Source organism: Sporosarcina sp. P17b, assembly GCF_002743115.1.
In the GTDB taxonomy this organism is placed as follows: domain Bacteria; phylum Bacillota; class Bacilli; order Bacillales_A; family Planococcaceae; genus Sporosarcina; species Sporosarcina ureae_C.
The window spans coordinates 72,627-93,290 of sequence record NZ_PDYP01000007.1 but is presented as its reverse complement, the minus strand read 5'-3'; the positions used below and the strand labels follow the sequence as shown (position 1 = coordinate 93,290).

Here is a 20,664-nt window from a genome sequence, read left to right as displayed (position 1 = left end):
ATGGCAAAGAAATTAAAAAAGGTAGATGTAGTCGTAGTAGGAAGCGGCTGGGCAGGTGGAGTAGTTTCTGCAGAGCTGGCCAAGGCCGGATACCAGGTAGTAACACTTGAACGAGGTAAAAAACAAGATCGACAAGACTATATAGGAGTTAAAGACGAATTGCGTTATACAGATCGTTATGAAATGATGCAAAACTTATCTCCTGAAACGATTACTTCACGCGTGAAAATTGAAGATACCGCTCTCCCTGTCCGAACAAGAGCAGAAATGATGGCTGGTACCGATCTAGGTGGGGGTAGTGTTCACTGGGCAGGTGCTACATATCGCTGGAGAGCTATCGATTTTGAATTGCGTTCCAAAACTATTGAAAGGTATGGGAAAGAGAAAATTCCTGAAGGCATGACGATTCAAGACTGGGGTATTACATATGACGAAATGGAACCTTATTACGATAAGTGGGAGAAAACCGCTGGAATTTCAGGCGAGCCCGATCCACTTGGTGACAAGCGTTCAAGTGATTACCCTAACCCGCCTATGTTAGCATCACCGGCTGTAAAATTATTCAAAGAAACGACTGAGAGGATGGGTTATCACCCTTTCCAAGTCGCTGCCGGTAACTTATCACAAGCGTATACTAATCCAGATGGTGAAAAATTAAATGCATGTATGTTCTGCTCTTATTGTACGATGTACGGTTGTGATTTTACGGCTAAATCGGACCCATTGGCTACAGTTATTCCGACTGCACGCAAAACCGGAAACTGCGAAATCCGCACCAATTCTTTAGTACGTCGAGTTCTGCATAAAGACGGTAAGGCAACCGGTGTTATGTTTACTGATACACGTACAGGAATTGAATATGAGCAGCCAGCAGACGTTGTTGTATTAGGTGCATTTTCATTCACTAATAATCGTTTATTGATGCTTTCAGAAATCGGAACACAGTATGATCCAGCCACACGTAAAGGAACCATTGGTCGCAACTTTAACGGACAATTCAACATCACATTCCTTGGAGCTCGAGGCTTCTTTGAAAATAAAAAGTTTAATCTCTACATGGGGGCAGGTGCTCTGGGTGGTACGTTGAGTGACTTTGCTGGTGATAATTTTGATCACTCTAATGTAGACTTCATCAACGGTGGCGGTATCGAAATGCGTCAATACGGTGATGGGGCTATTTCTACAAACCACGTCCCAAGCGGCACACCAAAGTGGGGACCTGAGTTCAAGAAAAACTCAATCCATTATGCTAATCGTTCACTAGTCGCATGGTATACACCTGCTGTTATGTCATGGTGGCATAACTACGTAGATTTGGATCCAACATACAAAGATGAATACGGAGATCCCCTATTACGTATAACGAATCGTTACACAGACCACGATCGAAATATGGCGAAATTTGGAATCGAGAAATGTAGTGAAATCATGAAAGAAATGGGTGCCGATATCATTGACGAGGATGAAGTGCCTGAAGAGTTCGATCATATCTATTCAGGTGGACACTACGCAGGCGGAATTATTATGGGGGCGGATCCTGAAACATCTGCAGTGAATAACTACCTTCAAATGTGGGAGATGGACAACTTATTCGTAGTGGGTGGTTCCGCATTTCCTCAATTTGGTGGACATCATCCGACTTCAACCATTGGCGCATTGGCATATCGGGCAGCAGAAGGTGTAGAGAAGTATTTAAAAGAAGGTGGTCAGCTTGCAGAAGCCAAGCAAGAGACTTTAAACGCCTAACAAAACATCTGGTTCTATCGTCTATTTATGTACTTATTGAATTCAAATACTCAAAAATCCAGATTCGCAGGGCAACACTGCGAATCTGGATTTTTCTTTATCGTACATTAGAAGCCACAATTCCTAATCGATCACGTTCAATTGCACCCAACTTGTACATATGTTGTCGGAAACAAGACATGACAAATGCGTGCATATTGGCTTGTGTAACGTAATAAACAAACCACGGAATGGAAGGGAGATAATCATGAATGGCAATGATTACTTCATTCGATCCCGGAATCTTTCGAAACTCCATTCTGCCACGTTCATTGGAATCAGGATCCATTAATAATCCACCCGTTATATAGTAAAGCGAGCGATCTTTTGTACTACGATCAGCAGAATAACTAAGTTCTAATAGTGTTCGATCGCCTAGAAAACCGATGCGACAGTTTAATTGGTCGTCTACTTCCGTCTTGACCCAAGGATTAAGGAAAGTAGAAAGCCACTTGACGTAATAACGTGCAGTCTCATCAGCTGTCCAGCTATGAGGCAACGCGATTCGTTGTACAGATCGTACATCCTGTTTAAGCGGCCCCATTGGTGATTTCTTTTTCGGTGTTTCTTTTTCTTTCGTTTCTGCTTCAAGCGCTTCTCTTGCCGCTTGAATAAATGGAATTTCACCGTCACTAATACCTTCCATATAATGCTTCGGATTCACGACCATTGGATGTTTCAAGCTTTCCACCAATGGATAGACAATTTCTTTCGGTGTTTGTGTCACGAGACGCAACCAAAGCCTTGATAGACTTAGCGAGAAGAATGGAACATCCAACATTCGTGAAGATTTCCCTGCTACTTCTGCAGTTTTCTCCATCATAACTTTATACGTCATAACCTCAGGACCACCTATATCGATAGATCGTTGCGCAGGTTCAAAGTCTAGTATTAATGAACTTAATGATTTCATCACATCATCGAGTGCGACGGGCTGTGTATCGGAACGTGTCCATTTAGGTAAAATCATTATCGGAAGCCGTCTAACTAGCTTCGACAAAATTGGGAATGAAGAACCTTTTGGGCCGACAATCAACCCTGCACGTAATGCGGTGACAGGAACAGTATACGATCGCAAAATACGTTCCACTTCCAAACGGCTTTTCAAATGCCTGGATAAATCTTTTTCATCTTCATCTGGAATAATCCCACCCAAATAGACGATCTGCTTAATTCCTTGTTTTTTCGCGGCCTGTGCAAAATTATCCGCCAATATAACATCCATATCTTCAAAAGTTCCTTGAGATAGTTTTGCTGATTTCAACATAGAATGAACGAGATAAACCGCAACATCAGCACCTGCCAAACTCTTCTCAGCATCTTTCATAGAAAACAGATCACAAGAACGCCACTCTACATCTTCCGTATTCTGCCTCTGATCGCCATTGCGTGACAGACCAATAACTTTAGCTTTCCCTTTAAGTTTCTTCAATAGATTATTGCCGATATAACCACTTGCGCCAGCTACAGCTACGACCAATTTCTTCTCACCCATACAATCTCACCCTCTCTTGTACGTATACATTGAAAGTACCCATTCTAAGAGTTTTATAAGCCTATATATTTAATTAATACAACTTTTAAGCAGTAGTCTTTGCTTTTTTCATTAAAAGTATTTATAATGATATGAACGAGGAAAACTATATTTGTTTTTTAAGTTTTGTTTGATATGTATAAAGATAGGGGTACGATAAATGAAAGCACGTATTATGAAAGCTTTCCTCGAAGAAATTCATGAGAAAAGTATGAAGTTCACAATGGATGATCTAGCGAAAAGACTGGGCATCAGTAAACGGACGTTATACGAAAATTTTTCTTCAAAAACGGAAATTTTAGATGCGATTATTGACTCGACATTACGAGAGTTTGACGAAAAAACCGATATCATCATGAAAGACAATGAACTACAACTTGTAGATAAGATCAAGAAAGTCATAACAGTTATTCCAAAGTATAATGATTTTTATAACTGGCAAATCCTTGATCAGATGAGAAAAACACATCCCGTACAATGGGAACGCGTCCACTCTGCACTTCATGAATGGGATGAACTACGCGAATTGATTGAACAAGGTATTCATGAAGGTATTATTGCCGATCAAAATATAGAGTTACTAATGAAATTGATTATAGATGCAACGAACTCCACTCTTGATCGAAAATTTTTCTACGAAAATCGCATGACCGTAACCGAAGCACTGGATTCTATTGTGGATATCCTGTTGTTCGGATTTATTAAGAAAAGTGACGACTAAAAAAACTAATAAAACACTAAAAGTTTTTCTGTTTTACAAAATATGAAAGCGAGATGGAATTATGAGCCTCCACGCATGTGAGGTAACGAATGAAAATTGGCAGGATGTTGCCTATTTATCTGTACACGAAAACCAAAAGAACTTTATTGAAAGCAATTCATTTTCACTAGCACAATCTCAATTTGAACCTGAATGGAAGTCTATTGGGTTATACGATGGAGAGGAACTAGTCGGCTATGCAATGCATGGACGTGAAGCAGATGGCAATGTATGGCTGGATCGCTTTATGATAGATCAGCATCATCAAGGGAAAGGCTATGCTAGCAGATTTCTTAAACTTCTACTAACCAGAATGGAAGAAAAGTATCAATGCAATAAGATCTACTTAAGTATTTATCCAAGTAATAAAGCCGCACAGCGTTTATACGAAAAGTTCGGTTTTAAGTTAAATGGAAAAATTGATGATGTAGGTGAATTCCCTTGCCTCATCATGGAACTTGATCTTCAAAGGAGTCCTTTGCAATGAATTCTTCTTCACCCAAATTCAATCAATTAGATACTGAGCCAGTAGGACGTATCTTTTTACGTTACTTGATACCTTCAACTGTCGGTATGTTACTAATGGCAATCAATATTGTGGCAGACGGCATCATGGTCGGTAATCGATTGGGTGCAGAAGCATTAGCGGGAGTCGGAATTTCGGCTCCCGTTTATACTATCTTTTTTGCTATTTCTTTATGGATTGGTATCGGTGCTGCTACAAAATATTCGATAGCTATGGGCGCTAAGGATACGCAAAGAGCCCGGTCGATCTTTACGCACGCTATTATTTCCATATTCTTATTTACTATTGTATTAGGTTTGACTGCCTTTATCTTTAGGGATCCACTAGCATACGCGCTTGGGGCCAATGCGACCACATTCCCTTATGTATCGCAATACTTATTTGTTATTTTATTATTTGGTTTTATCTTCACTGTAGAAAACACTTTTAGTATTTTCGTGCGAAATGATGGAGCACCGAACCTCTCAATGGCTGGTTTGATTGTGACGTCTGTCGTCAATATTATTTTGAACTACGTGTTCTTATTCATTTTAGACTACGGAGTCGCTGGTGCTGCATCAGCGACAATTATTGCTTCGTTTTTGGGTATGCTCGTACTAGTAACACACTTCTTTAGGCAGACCAATAACTTGAAACTGATTCGCTTGAAATTCAATAAAAAACTATTTCTAGCGATTCTATTCATCGGATTCCCAAGTTTCTTATCCGAATTGGGTATATCCTTCTTTACCATCACACATAATATTGCGTTCGAACGAATGGCTGGTACGGAAGGTGTTGCAGCGTTCTCTATTTTGAATTATGTGCACAGCGTCATGCTGATGCTATTCCTAGGAATGGGTGGTGCAATACAACCACTGATTAGTTATTATAGAGGTTCTGGCAACCGAGAAAGAATGAAGGAAACCGTTAAAAAGGCCACCCTCACTGTCGTCATTGCAGGTGCTGTATTTTTCCTCGTGGGACAGTTCGCAGCAGGCCCTATTGTATCGATTTTCGGAGACTTCCCACAAGCCGTCAGAGATTTGGCCACTACCGGAATTAATTTATTCTTCATTGCCTATTTATTCACAGGTACGAACTTCGTGATGATGACGTATTATCAGTCAGTCGGTAATGTTCGGATGGCGACTTGGATCACCGCTTCTCGCGAAATTATTATTATGTTGATTTTCTTGATGATTTTACCACGCTTCTTTGGGCTAAATGGGATTTGGCTATCTATCCCTGCGTCTGAGTTTATCGTATTTGTTGGAGTATATTTATATCAACGAAACGCGACTCGTCATTCGCTGAGTGGGTAACGTGATTACAGACAAAAGTTATAGTGCAGATCCTAAATGGATACTGCGCTATTTTGTTCCTTTCATAAATAATAGTGATATACTGAAAGAGCAACTGAATATCGTGTTAGAGATCGGTGCGTTTATTTTTCTTAAACGCTTAAAAGGGAAATCGGTGAAAAACCGATGCTGTCCCGCAACTGTGAGTTGGAGTATAATTCGTTACCACTGTTTCACCGCAAGGGAAATGGGAAGGTGAATTATACGTTGAAGACGAGCCAGGAGACCTGCCTAGATCAGTACACACCAATAACCTACGCGGATAGGAGGTGTCAAGTGCGGCTTATGAACAATCATACACAAGCCGACGTACGAAAAAACGGGATCAGGACATTCATTAGGTGGCTTCGATACAGCTTCTATCGATCCACTATATATGAATATCCGACTGAACCGTTTAATTCGTCATGGCTTCCCACTTAACATCCTTCCAGGCATTTACTTGGACGGATGTTTTTTTGTCGACGAACCACTACAAAACACGATGAGGAGAATGAATTATGAATAACCAAACAATCGATGATTTTACAAACTTATTAAAGGATACGCTGATGTCGGACCGAGTGAGCACTCACTCTACTCCACTCCCCTTAGTACTCAATGATGTGAAAAGACAGATTTCCGAAGATACTTCAAAAGATCAAACAGAAAAAGAACAGCAGCTTTATAATTTAGATAAAGCATATAAAACAGTAGTAGAAGAATTGGTTGGTAGTAACTAATAATAAATACGCCTCTGACATTACTCTGTCAGAGGCGTTTACACTTTATAGAGAATCTTTTATCACACGTTTATAATTTATAACGGATAGTAATCCGAATATCGAGTATAATGCCGTGTAAATTAACATCACAATAATCATTGGTGTTAGCATTTCAGTACCGAATAAAAACCATCCCGATTTTACTGCGAAGTAGCTATGGAGCAATCCGACAACTAATGGAATACCAAAGTTAAATAATTGCTTTTTCTGGATCCCCTTCAACAAATCAGATTGTGTAAAGCCCAATTTACGAAGAATCGTGTAGTTTGATTTCTCGTCTTCACTTTCGTCCATTTGTTTGAAATAGAGAATGCAGCCGGATGTGATGAGAAATGCAAGACCAAGGAATCCTACGATGAACATCGTAATACCAACACTTTGTTTTAGGTTTATTCTTCCTTCATATTTTGATTCATGTCCCGCCCATATATTTATTTCCAACTTATTGAAAATGTCATTCGCTTTTTCAAGTTCATCTTTCTGAACAATATTTACTCCATGGTACACAGTGAATTCTGACGTAAAGGAAATGTCTTGATCGTCTTGCATTTGCTTGTATACTAGGTCATCAACTACGGCAACAGGAAAATTATATGTTATACGAGTTGGTAGAACAACTAAATCTTTTGTGCCTGTAAAAGTCAGATCATATGAATGTTCTCTACCTTGAAAAATAGCTTGTTGATCAGTTTGGAACTGCATGAACTTCTCCATCAATGGATCTGAATTAATAAACATCACTTCATCTTCTTCTACATCTACTTCCAATACTGTTTGTTCGCTAATTACGATCATTCGCGTATTGGCATAACTCTGATCTCCAGTAACCTCTCCTGGCATTGTCATGACTTTTGATAAATCAACAGGTGATGTTATTAAATCCGTAGCCGTCTCCGTATAGTCAATGTTCTTCTCTTCCAGCGCTTGTGTGAATTCCATAGCACGCTCACTATTTGGAATAGTAAAATCTGCGGGAATAGTCCTCTCCACTGTTTTCTCTACTGAGTAATATGATATATAACTAAGTGATAACAACGCAATGGATAGCGCGGACAATATGGTAATAATCATTAATAGTAACGAATTGGATTTCATTCGGAACATGATGGAAGAAAGGGACAGTACATCGTTAACGTTTAGATACCCACCTTTTCGTTTACGGATTAGATTGAAGATGAAGCTGACAGAACCTTTATAAAATAAGTACGTACCTATAATAACGGATGTCAGGATGACGACCATTGTAGTGAACAAATAATTGCTAAGGATTACACCCTTAAATAACTGAGTTGACAAATAATAGCCACATGCAATAAGCAAAATTCCTACTACACCAATTACTACTTGAAACATCGTCATTTTTTGTACACGTTGCTGTGTAACAGTTGTCACACTAAACAGCGACAAGATGCTTTGTCGTTTGATAAATACTGCGTTCATGATCAAAATCAAAATATAGATCAACGCAAATACTACTAACGTTTGCAGTAACGCTTCAGAAGAGAATCGTAGTGTTGCTACATCTTTTACACCTGTCACCTTGAAAAGAATAATCATCAATAGTCGAGACATTGAAAAGCCCGCGAATACCCCCACAACTAAAGAGCCAATGTACAACACGAAATTCTCGACACTCAATATGCGGAAAACTGTCCCTTTCGTCATACCGATCAATTGAAACAAGCCAATTTCCTTACTGCGGCGTTTGATGAATAAATTATTAGCATAAAGCAGGAAAACAGATACAATAGCAAGTAGTAAAATGGAACCTGACTTGATAGCCGCAGCACCTCTTATTCCACTCGTTGCATCGTCCAATGCAGGATCAAATTGCAGTGTAACGAATGAAAAGTACAGACCAACACTAAAGACTAAAGCAAAGATATACACATAATAATGCTTGAGGTTTTTCTTAATATTGCGGAAGATTAGTTGATTAAGCGTCATGTTGCACACCACCCAATACACCTTGCGTTTTTATAATGTCATTGAAAAACTCGGTCCGTGTTTGGTCTCCTTTATAGAGTTGCGTGTAGATTTGTCCGTCTTTAATGAACACGACACGCTCACTGAAACTTGCCGCCAATGGGTCATGAGTGACCATCACAATAGAGGCATTTCGCTTCGTGTTGAGCTCACTTAATTTATTCAAAAGATCAGATGCTGCTTTTGAATCGAGTGCGCCCGTTGGTTCATCCGCAAAGATGATACTTGGATCATGAATAAACGCTCGCGCAGCAGACGTCCTTTGCTTTTGACCACCTGAGATTTCATTGGGATATTTGTCTGCAATGTCTGCAATGCCTAAGTCTTCCGCCACTGCATAAAACTTTTCATTGGCTCTTTTTTTCGCTACTTTTTGTACCGATAACGGAAGTAAAATATTTTCTTTCACAGTTAACGTATCGAGTAAGTTATAGTCCTGAAAGATGAAGCCTAAGTGACGTTTACGGAATTCCGCCATTTGTTTCTCTTTCATTTGATTAATATTCTGCCCTTCTATGCTAATCGTTCCCTGACTTACCCGATCAATAGAAGAGAGAACGTTAAGCAGAGTCGTTTTACCGGATCCAGATGCACCCATAATACTGACGAATTCACCTTTATTTACTTCTAAATCAAGCGCACTGAGTACTTCTTGTTTATTAAACTTATTGCCATATGATTTATATATTTTCGTTGCTTGTAAAATTACCATTCCATCACTCCTTGTTAGTACTATCTTAATCAATCCATAGATTTTTCTCCTGTCTTTAGTATGACAATCTGAAAAAGCATGTGACAAACTCGTCACATGCTGTAAGCTCAAATCAAATTAGTTTTAACTATCTGTAACGGAATTCATAATTTACACGCTATTGACTAGTAGTATTATGCATCGCTCCACTATATAAGTAGGCTTGAAGCGTTCGTTAATTCGAGCTTCAAGCCTACTTATCTCATACTAGCAATGCGAATCATCTCGTTCTCCTTCGCAAAGATTAAATTGAACCTCGTACCTTCTCCATCTGTGGACACTACTTGGATATCAATCAGCAGTGCATCCGCCACTTGTTTCGCTAAGTACAGTCCCATTCCTGTAGCTGCATGGTCTTGGTGGTCGACAGTTCCAGTGAAGCCTTTGTCGAATATGCGGGATATGTCTTTCGGATCGATTCCACGACCAACGTCTTCTATTGATAGCGAAGTCATTTCATTCTGCCTCGTACTTCGAATACATATATCTGACGCTTCACTGTATTTCACCGCATTCGTCAACAGTTGTCGAATGATAAAGCCGCACCATTTCGCGTCGGTCAGTACTTCTTCTGTCTCCAACGATATATCAAACCCTATCCCTTTTTGCATACACCATTGTCTTAATGATTTAATCTCTTGATATAACAGCTTCTCCATTTGCACTTTTTCGATATATAAATCATTTTGAATGAATGGAATACGCTTTTGATGAAGTTGTTGATCGAGTAGCAGATGGATACGAAGCCATTCATACATTAGCTGTGAACGAAGAGCAGGATCTTCCGTACGTTCAATCATTAACTGCATTGTCGTAAGCGGTGTTTTCACCTCGTGTATCCAATTTAATATATCGTCTTTCTCTTGCTCAACACTCGTTTGTAATTCATTTAATTGAAGGTTGAACATCTGGTTTTGTTCAGCTATCCTTTCAGCTGTTACTACTTCGAAAGGGGTATTGGCTACTGGTATTTCACTATTATCAAACGTTGAATTTAATATCTTTAGATCTTTGTAAAATCGTGTTTCTCTTACATAGCGCATTACTAAAAACAGTAAGAAAAAGAGGGTAGACAGAAACACAATGTAGATAGCAGAGCTAAATGACACACTTGTATCAAGATAGCCCATTCCTATAATCAACAACTGCAAAAGAACAAAAAACAGTATCCAGCTGACCCGCTCTTTTACAAACAATCGAATCATAGCGGTTCTTCCTTCGCCATATAACCTTGACCCACTTTTGTTTCAATTACATCCACCAAGCCAATTTCCGCAATTCTTTTTCGCAAACGATTCACGTTGACTGTGAGCGTATTGTCACTAACAAACCGTTCATCATCCCAAAGACTCGTAATGATTTCTTCCCTCGATACAATTTCATTCTTCCTGTCTATCAATATTTTCAAAATATATATTTCATTTTTCGTCAACTCAATTGTACCGTTTTCATTAGTCAGTGTACCTTTTACAAAATCAACAGTTGCGTCACACCACGTTTTGACTTCAAAGATCTGCTCGGTATTGTAGTTATAAACACGTCGTAAAATAGCTTGAACCTTTGCGATCAGCACTTCAAAATGGAAAGGCTTTTGCACAAAATCATCTGCCCCTAGTTGCATAGACATGACGATATCAGTTGGATGGTCTCGTGAAGACAGAAAAATGATAGGTATATTCGAATGCGTGCGAATCATCCGACACCAATGGAATCCGTCAAATTTAGGTAACTGAATATCGATAATGACTAGATCTGGTTTGATTTCTGTAAACTCATGCAACACATTTGAAAAATCCTGGACTCCAGCCACTGTGTAAGACCACTGTGTTAGACGTTCTTTTATTTCTTCAAATAATGTCTGATCATCTTCTATCAGCATAATCGTAAACATAGGACTCACCATACTTCCCTTAATTACTTTTAGTTTATCCTATCTGAAGGTAGAGTCAAAACAACGCGCAAGTGAAAGTTGATTTCACTTGCGCGTTTATATTTGTTTGGGCTATACGTTATTTCAAATAAAACAGCCCACCATTCACAATATCCACCGTCATTCGCGGTTTAAAACGTTCTTCCATCGCACGTTTCTCGTTCTCATAACTCTCAGGTTTTTGTTCCTGTTCCTCATAAAAATAATCCAAGACAGCTAGATCCTTTTTCCATCGTTTTTCCGTTTCATCTATCCACGTTAGGTCTTCATTTTCAATTACTTGCGTGATTACAGCGTCCAACCGATCAAGTGCCCGAACAGGTGTGATGATATACGGTAAATGAAATACGTTTTCAGATTGTCGCTCGGTCATGTCCCGCAAACTAATAGCTTCCTGAAAATCTTTTACTACGGCACCCGTCATTAAATTAATGCCTAATGAATACAGCATTTCCTTTGTTTGATGACTGATGAATGATACTTTATAATTCACACCAACCCACGGGGTCAAAACCATCTGCTTGTTAACTTCAACTAACCGTTCATACATTTTTACGAACTGTCCCATTTCTTTGGTCACTCTAAAAAGTTGATGCAAGCGAGGAGAACCAAGATGAATGACCTCCCCCTTCATTCCATGTTGCACCTGCTCCATGTCCGTGATTAGCGTAAGTTGTGCGGGATTCGGTGTTTCATTGACACTTTCTATATATCGCCAATAAAAAGGACGGTTCATGATCCTTTTATCCATATCAATTGTCAGTTGTACAGTTAAATAGTGCTCGTTTCCATGAAGCACTTCACAGTTATTTTCTTTGAAAAACCGGTGAAGATACGTATGGATTTCTGTCGAATGCATGGATCTACCTCCCTCACACAGACTGTTCTTTCATCACCAATATATCATCTAGTTCACCTACCACTTGTTCAAATGTATCAATCTTACCTTGCAATACATTCATCACGTGATCATCTATCGTGTCTTTTACAGCGAGATTGTAAATCTGTACATCATGTTCCTGTCCTAATCGGTGAACCCGGCCAATTCGTTGCTCCAACTTCATTGGATTCCAAGGCAGATCATAATTGATGACGTGATGGCAAAACTGTAGGTTAATCCCTTCAGCGCCGGACTCAGTCGCAATTAGCACTTGCGCTTGCTGCTTGAACAGATGTTTAATCCATTCCCTACTACTCTTACTTAACTTTCCGTTGAAGATGACATTTGATATTCCATTCGCATATAGATAGTCGCTTAAATATAACTGTGTCATGCGATACTCTGTGAAAATAATTACTTTCTCTTTTGCTTGTATGATCAGTTCGGTTGCCTTTTTAGCTTTTGAATGAAGGGGCAAACTCTCCAATTTTCCAAGAATTGTTTCCACGTGGGTTATTTCCTCTGGCTGCTTACATTCTTGAAGTAATTTCATCAATGTACCCATTGTTGCATCTGGACTGCTACACATCTCTCTTTGCAATGTCATAGTAGAAAATGCGTTTGAGAATATTGGCGATATGTTTTTGAGATTAGAAACCGCTGCATAGACTTGTTTTTCTTTGTCAGTAAATGTTATAGGTATCGCGTGCACCTTCCGAGTGGACCATTCTACGCCCGTATCTTGTCGTCTGTTACGCACCATGACTTGACTAACTAGTTCTCTTAAATATCCATCCCGTTCTTCATCCCGATTTTTAGTGGAAAATACTGCAGAAAACTCATCATAGTTTCCTAAATGTCCCTGTTTAAGTAAAGTGACCAAATAAAACAATTCAAAAATATCATTTTGAATAGGTGTAGCTGTTAATAATAAGCAAAATTTCTTCTTCAAACTTTTCACAAACTCATAACTAATGGTTTTGTGATTTTTTAATTTATGTGCTTCATCTACAATAATTAAATCATAGTCTTGTGCAAAAATCTTTTCCTTATGTGGACTCCGCTTGGCAGTATCCATACTCATCACTACTACGTCTACATAATCAAGCTCGTAATTCTTTTTGTATAACAGAGCAGGGATGTGAAACTTTGTATACAGTTCCTCTATCCATTGATTTACGAGAGAAGCAGGAACTAAAATAAGTACTTTTTTTACCAGTCCTCGCAGCATATATTCCTTAATAATCAGGCCCGCTTCAATTGTTTTTCCAAGCCCTACTTCATCTGCTAAAATTGCTTTACCATTCATCTGTTCAATCACTCGTTCAGCAGCTTGTAATTGATGGGGCAAAGGTTTGATGTTGGGTAAATACGCAAGTGATTGTAATCCAGTAAAATTAGTAATTAAGTTATTTTTCGTGATGGCGTAGCTCATGTTATAAAGCGCAGAACTGTCCCACGGTTCATGGTTTTCAAGTCGCTTGATAAATCCTTCTTTCCAAGAAGACGATCTTTCAATTAGCATTCCAATCACCTCAACTAGCTTGTATGTTTTGATTAGAATACCCAAAAAAGAAGATATTATGATAAAACATAAAAAACCTTCCGCATACAGGAAGGTTTAAATGATTCTTCGATTAGATTTCAAAAGCGACAAAACTACCTTCGTCGTCAAAATCGGTTACATGTATTACACGATCAGAAAATGATTCTGCAATGGTAGTATCTTTCCCTAGCACTAGAGTAAGTACATTGAATTCCTTTTGCTTTTTCTTCTCATTAAATTGATTTAGGAACGATTCACTAATTTCATCTTCTCCATCACTGACAAAAATAACATCGGCGTTTTTGAATGTACTTTCTTCTATTACTTCTAATGCTCCTTGTAGCGATAACGAAAAGTCTGTCCCACCGCCCAAGTAAGTTCGTGCTAACCTTGCAAGTTCATTAGATGTAATTTTGCCTTTCACATAAATATCCTTCTGGATCACTGTGGAAAATAATAAAACGCATAAGTCACGACGTTGTTTTTTGGCTATCGATAGAAGTGCCAGAATAAATCCCTTTGACTGATTATCGAGCAATTTCATACTTCCCGACTGATCGAGACAAAAAACGATTGGTCCCTTTCCAAGGTTTTCTCTTTTCTTCTGTTCAAACTGCATAGTTTCGCCTTCAGCAAAACGACGAAGAAAGTCTTTTTTTGTTTTTTTATTTGAATAAAGTCCTAACTCCATAGGCAAGAGCCGTTCCAGTTCACTTCCCATAGTCACTCCACGTCTTTCCATCGCTTCTATATAATTCGTTTTCTGTTTCTCTCGCGCTACTTCTTGAAAACGCCCTGCCCATTCCGCAATTTCTTGCATCTTGGGATCCATCGCGACTTGATCAGCTATCGCTAATTGTTCACGCAACGGCACTTTCTTTAATTCTGCATCTCCTTTACCTGCGGTGCTGCCACCCATGAGGGAAATCAAACTGTCCTTTACTTTGATCGTTTCATCAACCGCTTCGTCTATCGCTTGTAAAAACCGCTCGCCATTCGTTTCTAGTGTTAATTCGAGCTTATCATTTAATTTATCCGTAGCATCGGCAAGTTCTTGGATAGGGCCGTCTTCTATTTCACCCTGTTCCTCATCTGCTTGCTCAAACGGCACATCATCTTGTAGAGATTCTACGGCTTCCATTTGTTTCAGCAAGTCTTCATCGAGAGCTTTTGCCTCAGCAAGCCAAACATTGATCTTCTCACCGAATTTCACTGTACAGACCGTGGCTGCCAAATCATCCAGTTTTGTGAAGCTTCTATATTCTTCAAAATGCTCGTCACTCATTATTTTTTCTAAAATCGTCCGATTCGGTTTCAGCGCAGGGTTTATTCCCTCTTTTAAGATCCTAGGTTTCATTTTATATAGCGCCGCCCAAATATCCCCGAGCAATGATTCCGTAGTGGGTAATTGACCTTCTTCTCTAACCTTTTGCAAACCTTCTGACATCTCGAACAGCTCTTTAAAGCGCCTCTTATCGTATGCATCAGTATTCAATACGGAGCGATGATCTCTAACTATTTTGCTGCGTTTCATAGAAATCACTCCTTTTACATTCTAAAAAAGACTCCAGTCTGGTCGCCATTTCCATCTTTTTTTTCATTCGTTTCACCATAGTAAGCAGTATCTAAACGACTGCTTTCCACTTCATTTTTTAATGAAACGAGCTGATTTTGTAAGTGATCAATTTCTGTCACTCGGCTTTCATTTTCCTCTTTCAACTTATTTACTTCTGTTGATAAAGCTGAAATTTTCTGGACTGCCTCCATACCTGCTTCCGTCGACTGATCACGTACTGCGGAATCATAGATTTCATTCGCTTCATTTTCAATCGCCGAAAGTCTTTGTGCTAATCCATCTTGTGAATGTCGGCGAACGATGGTGCACACTGCTTCTTTCTGATCAAGTGTTTCCCACAATGCATTCTCAAGTATGGCAATATCCTCTATTTGTACTGACTCCCTTTGATTGATTAGCGCCCTAGCTTGCAAGATACTTAAAGATTGTTTGAATCGACGGTCGGACGGCTGAATTCCTTCATCCTGTAGTTCTCTACGAATAGTAGACAATGTTTCATATACTTCATCAGGAATTTTCACTTTATCCGCCATGTTTTGAAGTTGTATTAATTCTTCCAAATGCATTTTGGGAGTTTCAACTTCTTCTCCCTCGTCTTTCATCATCGATACAAAATTCGATTCGTCGGCAATGAAGTCTATTTCAAAACGCAATAAAAATCGGTCAAATAAGGCTTCAAGTCCTTCCCCCTCTTCGGGATATTCGTTGGATGCGCCAATAACTGATATTAACGGTACTTCAATGGGATGACCGTCATTATAGAATAATCGTTCATTAATTAATGTCAATAAACTGTTAAGTATTGCAGAGTTTGCTTTGAAAATTTCGTCCAAAAATACAAGATGCGCTTCCGGCATTTTAGAAGTAGTATTTCGCTTGTACACGCCTTCTTCTAAATCTTTTAATGAAAGGGGACCAAACACTTCTTCCGGTGTACTAAATCTTGTCAGTAGCCATTGAAAGTAAGAAGTGCCTTCAACGATTTTTGTTAATTCTACCGCCAGTGCAGATTTCGCAGTTCCTGCCGGTCCAATCATTAACATATGTTGTCTAGACAGAATCGCTACTAAAATTCCCTCTACTTCATTTTCTCTTTCGAAAAACTTTTTATTCAACGCGCTTTTGATTTCATGTAACTTCTGTAAATTAATATCCATATAGGCAACTCCTCAATTTATAGTAATGATCTACTGTTGGCTTTATACAGTGTGACTGAAATAGCATGTTTTTAACCTTTAAAGGATTAATTCTTTCATGTTGTATCGGAGTTAGTATGATTACACTTTTGTCTAACCTTAGACTTAAGGTTTAAGTTCAATACGTACTACGTTCATCCAAGACACTCTACTCTATTACTACCCCCTTTGCGCTATATAAACTCTTCTATACTATATATTTTTGTAATAATTTATTGATAGTAAGTCATAAGTTTTCACTAATAGGTTGTACAATGATTATACAATTATGTATTTTGCAATTTTTTTAATGAAAATTGATATGCTATGATGAATGTATAATTTAGGGAGGTGAGTGTTAGATGTCGATCGAAAAGAAGAATACAAAGGTCGTCCTAGTGGATTATGAAGAAAAAATGTCACTTACGCACGCTGCAGAATTCCTTGAAACACTCGCAAAGAAATTGAGAGAAGATGGCACATTTACATTGACTCACGATGGAGTACATCATGGAGTTACACCCGCTTCTGAGGTAGAGCTCGAAATAAAGTTAGAAAAAGAACAGAATAAGTATTCATTCGAAGTAGAACTTGAGTGGCGTGATGGGAATAAAAGTAATGATTCCAATATTTCCATTAGTTAAAAGGATGAGACGGAAAAAGGCTATCCATCATATATAAACGATGGATAGCCTTTTGTATTTTACTTGCTATTTAATCTGTAGTTAACAAATAATTATTTACTTTTATGTCAGCTACCTATCGTAATCGCATTGCCTTTATTTTGTAGAGTAGACAAAATACTTAATGCGGCAAGATAGCTTGTTTTGGGGTTATTTGGCATTGGTTCATTTTCAATCGTCAAATTCATTTTGCCGAAATCACCCTTCGCTTCAATACTATGTGTATTACGTCGAATTTTCGGGTCCGCAATGACACGGACTGTCGTATGTTGCGCACCAAGTCCGGCAATTGAAAGTAACAACGCCACATTAACATTTTTGGGAAACTTATCAATGGCATCCAGTGCGACACCATCAAAAATACATTCTTCTACACTTTGAACTTCAAGCCCCAATGATTCGTAGGTTTTTCTAGTTGTAATATGGACTTCTTTCAAGCCACCCATTGAATTTGCTGACTGAAGAAGATCCAGACCGCCTATCGCACCTGAAGGCAAATAGATGTGTTGCTCATATGATTTTGCAACTTCTTTCATTTCATTTAAAAAATCTATATTTTTAAACGCGCCAATACTGCTGAGAATCAAATCTTTCTTGTTCTTCAATACTTCTTCCATGTGCTCTATCGCTACACCGATCGTTGCTGCTTCCACAATCACGTCGACCGGAGATTCAATGAACTGTTGGAAATCCGTATAGAATTTCGCTCCATACTGTGACTCTAGCCTTGGCCCCACTTCCTGGTTTCGTCCAAATAAGGAGACGACCTCCCCATCCACTTTTTTGTTTTCATTTATACTTTCCAATAAATACTGCGTGATATTTCCAGTTCCTATTACACCAATTTTCATTTCATAACACCTCTTCCTCTAGTATATACACTTCCACAAGAAATAGATGAGTTTCTATTTAGATACCCTGTCTATACATAATCAACACCCACATCGAATAAGATGATGTTGATGGAAGACAATAGATAGTAGGGGGAATGTACAAAATGGCTGGGTATACGGACAATTATGAACGCGATACGTATGGTATTATCGACTTTTGGGTGCGTAACAACTTTGAGCATGGGGAATTTTTCGATCGAGAAATCAGCCATCATGAGCTAGAATTAGCACGCGCCAATCAGGAAATGGTCGATCGTATGGGGAAAATTTTCAAGAAAACTGAATCCAAAACAGGTGATATTGGATTAATCATCGATGAAGCGAAGAGTTCGACGAAAGAGTTTTCTGATTTGCTAATTCATACAATGGACCGTGCACTTCATTGTGATGTAATCATTTCTACCCCGACTTCCCTTCTTGATCATATGATACGAGAAGCCGAAGAAGCAGAGCGAGTGTTCAAATTGATCGAAACGAATTCCTACATTACTCCAGCTGATGCGACGTTGCATGAAAGCAATTTCTGGCTTCGCCAAATGCTCGATCACTTAATCTTCATTAGTCACTACGTGGATGCCTCTAACTATGAATTGCATGATCAAGTGCGTGCCATGACAAGAAAGTTTGAAAATCTTTTGTTGCAGGCGCAAGCTCTGAAGACCATTATTCGTAGACCACGCAATGAAGTTTCACCTGTATTGAATACGTTCAATCAAATGGTAATCAAAGAAGCCAAAGCGCTAGAAGCCTTTAAGCTAGAATTAAGCGAACTGATCAAAGCTTGTGCTGCAGTTACGACTGCTCCACCTGATTTACTTGAACACATTGCGAGAGAAGCGCATCATCTGTGGAAAAACCTTGAAGATCAAGTGGTTAACTAAATTACACGAAAACATGACAAGATCTATTTCCTTGTTATGTTTTTTTGTGTTTATTACGTGAAATTATACAAGAGCAAAACTATTCTTCTCCGAGCTTCGTTATAGTAATAGAGAGGCGGTGGTGGGAATGGATTCCGTGGAACTGGAACAGGTCATGGATCAATACGGGGAACATTTATTGAAAATGGCCTACTTCTATTTACGTGACCATGAACTGGCGAAGGATATCGTCCAGGAGGTGTTCATTTCATTTTACGAGAAATCGAACTATCAAGAACGAGGAAAGTTACGCGCTTATTTAACGAAACTAACAGTGAACCGCTGTAAAGATCATTTGCGAAGCTGGTCTTTCCGACATTTGAAATTTAATAAAGAATGGGCAGAAACTATACATACTGAACATGATCGATTGATTCTGCAGGAAGAAAAGTCTGCGATTGCTTCTGCTATATTGACATTACCTATAAAGTATCGAGAAATTATACTGTTTTATTATTACGAAGAACTAACTATGCGAGAGGTTGCTGCGTTTCTTGATCTATCGGAAAACACCGTAAAAACGAGAATGACCAAAGCACGTATTTTGTTAAAAGATAAACTGTCAGCTGATTATTGGGAGGTGCTTTCCATTGAATAAGGTGAAAAAAAGTTTAGATGCTGCGGCGGGAGACGTTTTCAATGATAAAGAAGAATTAAAGCAACGAGTCCTTTACGGTAGACGTAAACGTAAAAGAAGAAATCCATTTCCCGTTGTTGCTTCAGCTATCGTTTTAGCTGCTATAGTATTTATCACGTTCAATGTCTTACAAAACGGTTCTACTAGCACAAATGGTAGCACATATAAAATAGACGAGACATTATATGATCTCATGCTACAGAATGAAAAGAATGACCAAGGGGATTCAGATGATTTACGCTACCGTATATTCCAGGACATACTTGAAATCGACTCCATTATTGATTATGCCCTTTCTTTAGGCTATGAGGAAGACATGGAGAAAATTGATACACTTATCGCCGAACAACAAAAAACATTTTTTGATGACTTTACCGAAGAACAAGCAAAGAATATGAAAAAAACTCAAGTAGACACATTCGGATATAGCTATGATCAATATTTCAAAGTTATTTTGACATACACTCAACGTCATACACTCGTCATGGACTGGCTCGAACGTAATAAAGCAGAAGACAAAACAACCCAACGACAAATACTAGACGCTTTCCAAAAAGAGCATCAACAAGTCATCACAGCGTTCATGGAGAAGAAATCTATTCCAGATTTAACGGAAAAGTTTCGAACTCAGAAGTTAGATGGCGTGGTAGCATCTGCAGATCAAGGACAAGTATTGCTTGTGTCAGGGCTTGAACCAAAAGATTATGAGGGTCTATCTACGGATGAAATAATAGAGGCAGCTTATGAATCGGCCTGGTTCGACTCCAGCGAATCCTTTGATGGTATTCAACCTGATATGCATATTGAAATTACTTTTGATCCACTTTCATACGCAATCACTAAGCAAGAGCGTCCGACAAGATTCCATGACATAATCAAATGGAATGAATATAAAAAGTAAAAGAAACGGTAGACCCATTTTAAAGGGCTACCGCTTCTTCACGTAACGCATTACTTCACTAGATATATATTAAA

The 20,664-nt window shown here is 38.7% G+C and carries 19 protein-coding genes and 1 riboswitch; of the genes, 9 read left to right on the top strand and 10 right to left on the bottom strand.

The features are described from left to right. Positions 1-1,746 (top strand): GMC family oxidoreductase, encoded by a 1,746-nt coding sequence (locus tag CSV76_RS10200; RefSeq protein WP_085427222.1) that lies wholly within the window; start codon positions 1-3, stop codon positions 1,744-1,746. Positions 1,747-1,843: 97 nt separating this feature from the next. Here CSV76_RS10200 and CSV76_RS10195 read toward each other — a convergent pair whose 3' ends face one another. Continuing rightward, positions 1,844-3,280, bottom strand: a complete 1,437-nt coding sequence (locus CSV76_RS10195; RefSeq protein ID WP_099625511.1) for an NAD(P)H-binding protein — start codon at positions 3,278-3,280, stop codon at positions 1,844-1,846. Positions 3,281-3,479: 199 nt separating this feature from the next. Here CSV76_RS10195 and CSV76_RS10190 point away from each other — a divergent pair, with 199 nt between their 5' ends. From CSV76_RS10190 to CSV76_RS10175, 4 genes are all read left to right on the top strand, one after another. Next, on the top strand, positions 3,480-4,040 hold the full coding sequence (locus tag CSV76_RS10190) for a TetR/AcrR family transcriptional regulator (protein WP_085427224.1): 561 nt from the start codon (positions 3,480-3,482) through the stop codon (positions 4,038-4,040). Between the two features lie 61 nt (positions 4,041-4,101). Continuing rightward, on the top strand, positions 4,102-4,566 hold the full coding sequence (locus tag CSV76_RS10185) for a GNAT family N-acetyltransferase (RefSeq protein ID WP_085427225.1): 465 nt from the start codon (positions 4,102-4,104) through the stop codon (positions 4,564-4,566). After that, positions 4,563-5,909 (top strand): MATE family efflux transporter, encoded by a 1,347-nt coding sequence (locus CSV76_RS10180; protein ID WP_099625510.1) that lies wholly within the window; start codon positions 4,563-4,565, stop codon positions 5,907-5,909. Before CSV76_RS10185 ends, CSV76_RS10180 begins: the two co-directional genes overlap by 4 nt. 97 nt (positions 5,910-6,006) lie before the next feature. Then, positions 6,007-6,197: riboswitch (cobalamin riboswitch) on the top strand. A gap of 251 nt (positions 6,198-6,448) precedes the next feature. Then, positions 6,449-6,670, top strand: a complete 222-nt coding sequence (locus tag CSV76_RS10175) for a hypothetical protein (RefSeq protein ID WP_085427227.1) — start codon at positions 6,449-6,451, stop codon at positions 6,668-6,670. A 45-nt stretch (positions 6,671-6,715) separates the two neighbouring features. On the opposite strand, the gene CSV76_RS10170 is transcribed toward CSV76_RS10175, so the two are convergent. The 8 genes from CSV76_RS10170 to CSV76_RS10135 all read right to left on the bottom strand — a co-directional run bounded on the left by CSV76_RS10170 (position 6,716) and on the right by CSV76_RS10135 (position 16,538). Further along, on the bottom strand, positions 6,716-8,659 hold the full coding sequence (locus CSV76_RS10170) for an ABC transporter permease (protein WP_099625509.1): 1,944 nt from the start codon (positions 8,657-8,659) through the stop codon (positions 6,716-6,718). Next, positions 8,649-9,410, bottom strand: a complete 762-nt coding sequence (locus CSV76_RS10165; RefSeq protein ID WP_085427229.1) for an ABC transporter ATP-binding protein — start codon at positions 9,408-9,410, stop codon at positions 8,649-8,651. The genes CSV76_RS10170 and CSV76_RS10165 overlap by 11 nt, the downstream gene beginning before the upstream one ends. A gap of 236 nt (positions 9,411-9,646) precedes the next feature. Next, a complete protein-coding gene (locus CSV76_RS10160; protein ID WP_099625508.1) occupies positions 9,647-10,654 on the bottom strand; it encodes a sensor histidine kinase in 1,008 nt (335 codons plus the stop codon). Continuing rightward, positions 10,651-11,340 carry a response regulator transcription factor gene (locus CSV76_RS10155; protein WP_085427231.1) on the bottom strand — a complete coding sequence of 230 codons (690 nt, stop codon included), beginning with the start codon at positions 11,338-11,340 and terminating at the stop codon, positions 10,651-10,653. Before CSV76_RS10155 ends, CSV76_RS10160 begins: the two co-directional genes overlap by 4 nt. A 118-nt stretch (positions 11,341-11,458) precedes the next feature. After that, positions 11,459-12,238 carry a YqhG family protein gene (locus CSV76_RS10150; RefSeq protein WP_099625507.1) on the bottom strand — a complete coding sequence of 260 codons (780 nt, stop codon included), beginning with the start codon at positions 12,236-12,238 and terminating at the stop codon, positions 11,459-11,461. A 13-nt stretch (positions 12,239-12,251) separates the two neighbouring features. After that, a complete protein-coding gene (locus CSV76_RS10145; protein ID WP_199173053.1) occupies positions 12,252-13,784 on the bottom strand; it encodes a DEAD/DEAH box helicase in 1,533 nt (510 codons plus the stop codon). 112 nt (positions 13,785-13,896) lie between these two features. Beyond that, positions 13,897-15,339, bottom strand: coding sequence for a VWA domain-containing protein (locus CSV76_RS10140; RefSeq protein ID WP_233204449.1), 1,443 nt, complete (start codon positions 15,337-15,339; stop codon positions 13,897-13,899). A 14-nt stretch (positions 15,340-15,353) separates the two neighbouring features. Next, positions 15,354-16,538, bottom strand: a complete 1,185-nt coding sequence (locus tag CSV76_RS10135; protein WP_099625505.1) for an AAA family ATPase — start codon at positions 16,536-16,538, stop codon at positions 15,354-15,356. A gap of 380 nt (positions 16,539-16,918) precedes the next feature. On the opposite strand from CSV76_RS10135, the gene CSV76_RS10130 reads away from it, so the two are divergent. Next, positions 16,919-17,200, top strand: coding sequence for an amphi-Trp domain-containing protein (locus tag CSV76_RS10130; protein WP_085427235.1), 282 nt, complete (start codon positions 16,919-16,921; stop codon positions 17,198-17,200). Between the two features lie 107 nt (positions 17,201-17,307). Here CSV76_RS10130 and nadX read toward each other — a convergent pair whose 3' ends face one another. Continuing rightward, entirely contained in the window at positions 17,308-18,090 is a 783-nt protein-coding gene (nadX, locus tag CSV76_RS10125; protein ID WP_085427236.1) for an aspartate dehydrogenase, read from the bottom strand. Positions 18,091-18,236: 146 nt separating this feature from the next. Here nadX and CSV76_RS10120 point away from each other — a divergent pair, with 146 nt between their 5' ends. From CSV76_RS10120 to CSV76_RS10110, 3 genes are all read left to right on the top strand, one after another. Then, positions 18,237-19,013, top strand: a complete 777-nt coding sequence (locus CSV76_RS10120; RefSeq protein WP_085427237.1) for a DUF2935 domain-containing protein — start codon at positions 18,237-18,239, stop codon at positions 19,011-19,013. A 127-nt stretch (positions 19,014-19,140) separates the two neighbouring features. Beyond that, entirely contained in the window at positions 19,141-19,650 is a 510-nt protein-coding gene (locus CSV76_RS10115) for a sigma-70 family RNA polymerase sigma factor (protein ID WP_085427238.1), read from the top strand. Then, positions 19,643-20,590 carry a hypothetical protein gene (locus CSV76_RS10110; protein WP_099625504.1) on the top strand — a complete coding sequence of 316 codons (948 nt, stop codon included), beginning with the start codon at positions 19,643-19,645 and terminating at the stop codon, positions 20,588-20,590. The genes CSV76_RS10115 and CSV76_RS10110 overlap by 8 nt, the downstream gene beginning before the upstream one ends. The last annotated feature ends 74 nt before the right edge of the window (positions 20,591-20,664 follow it).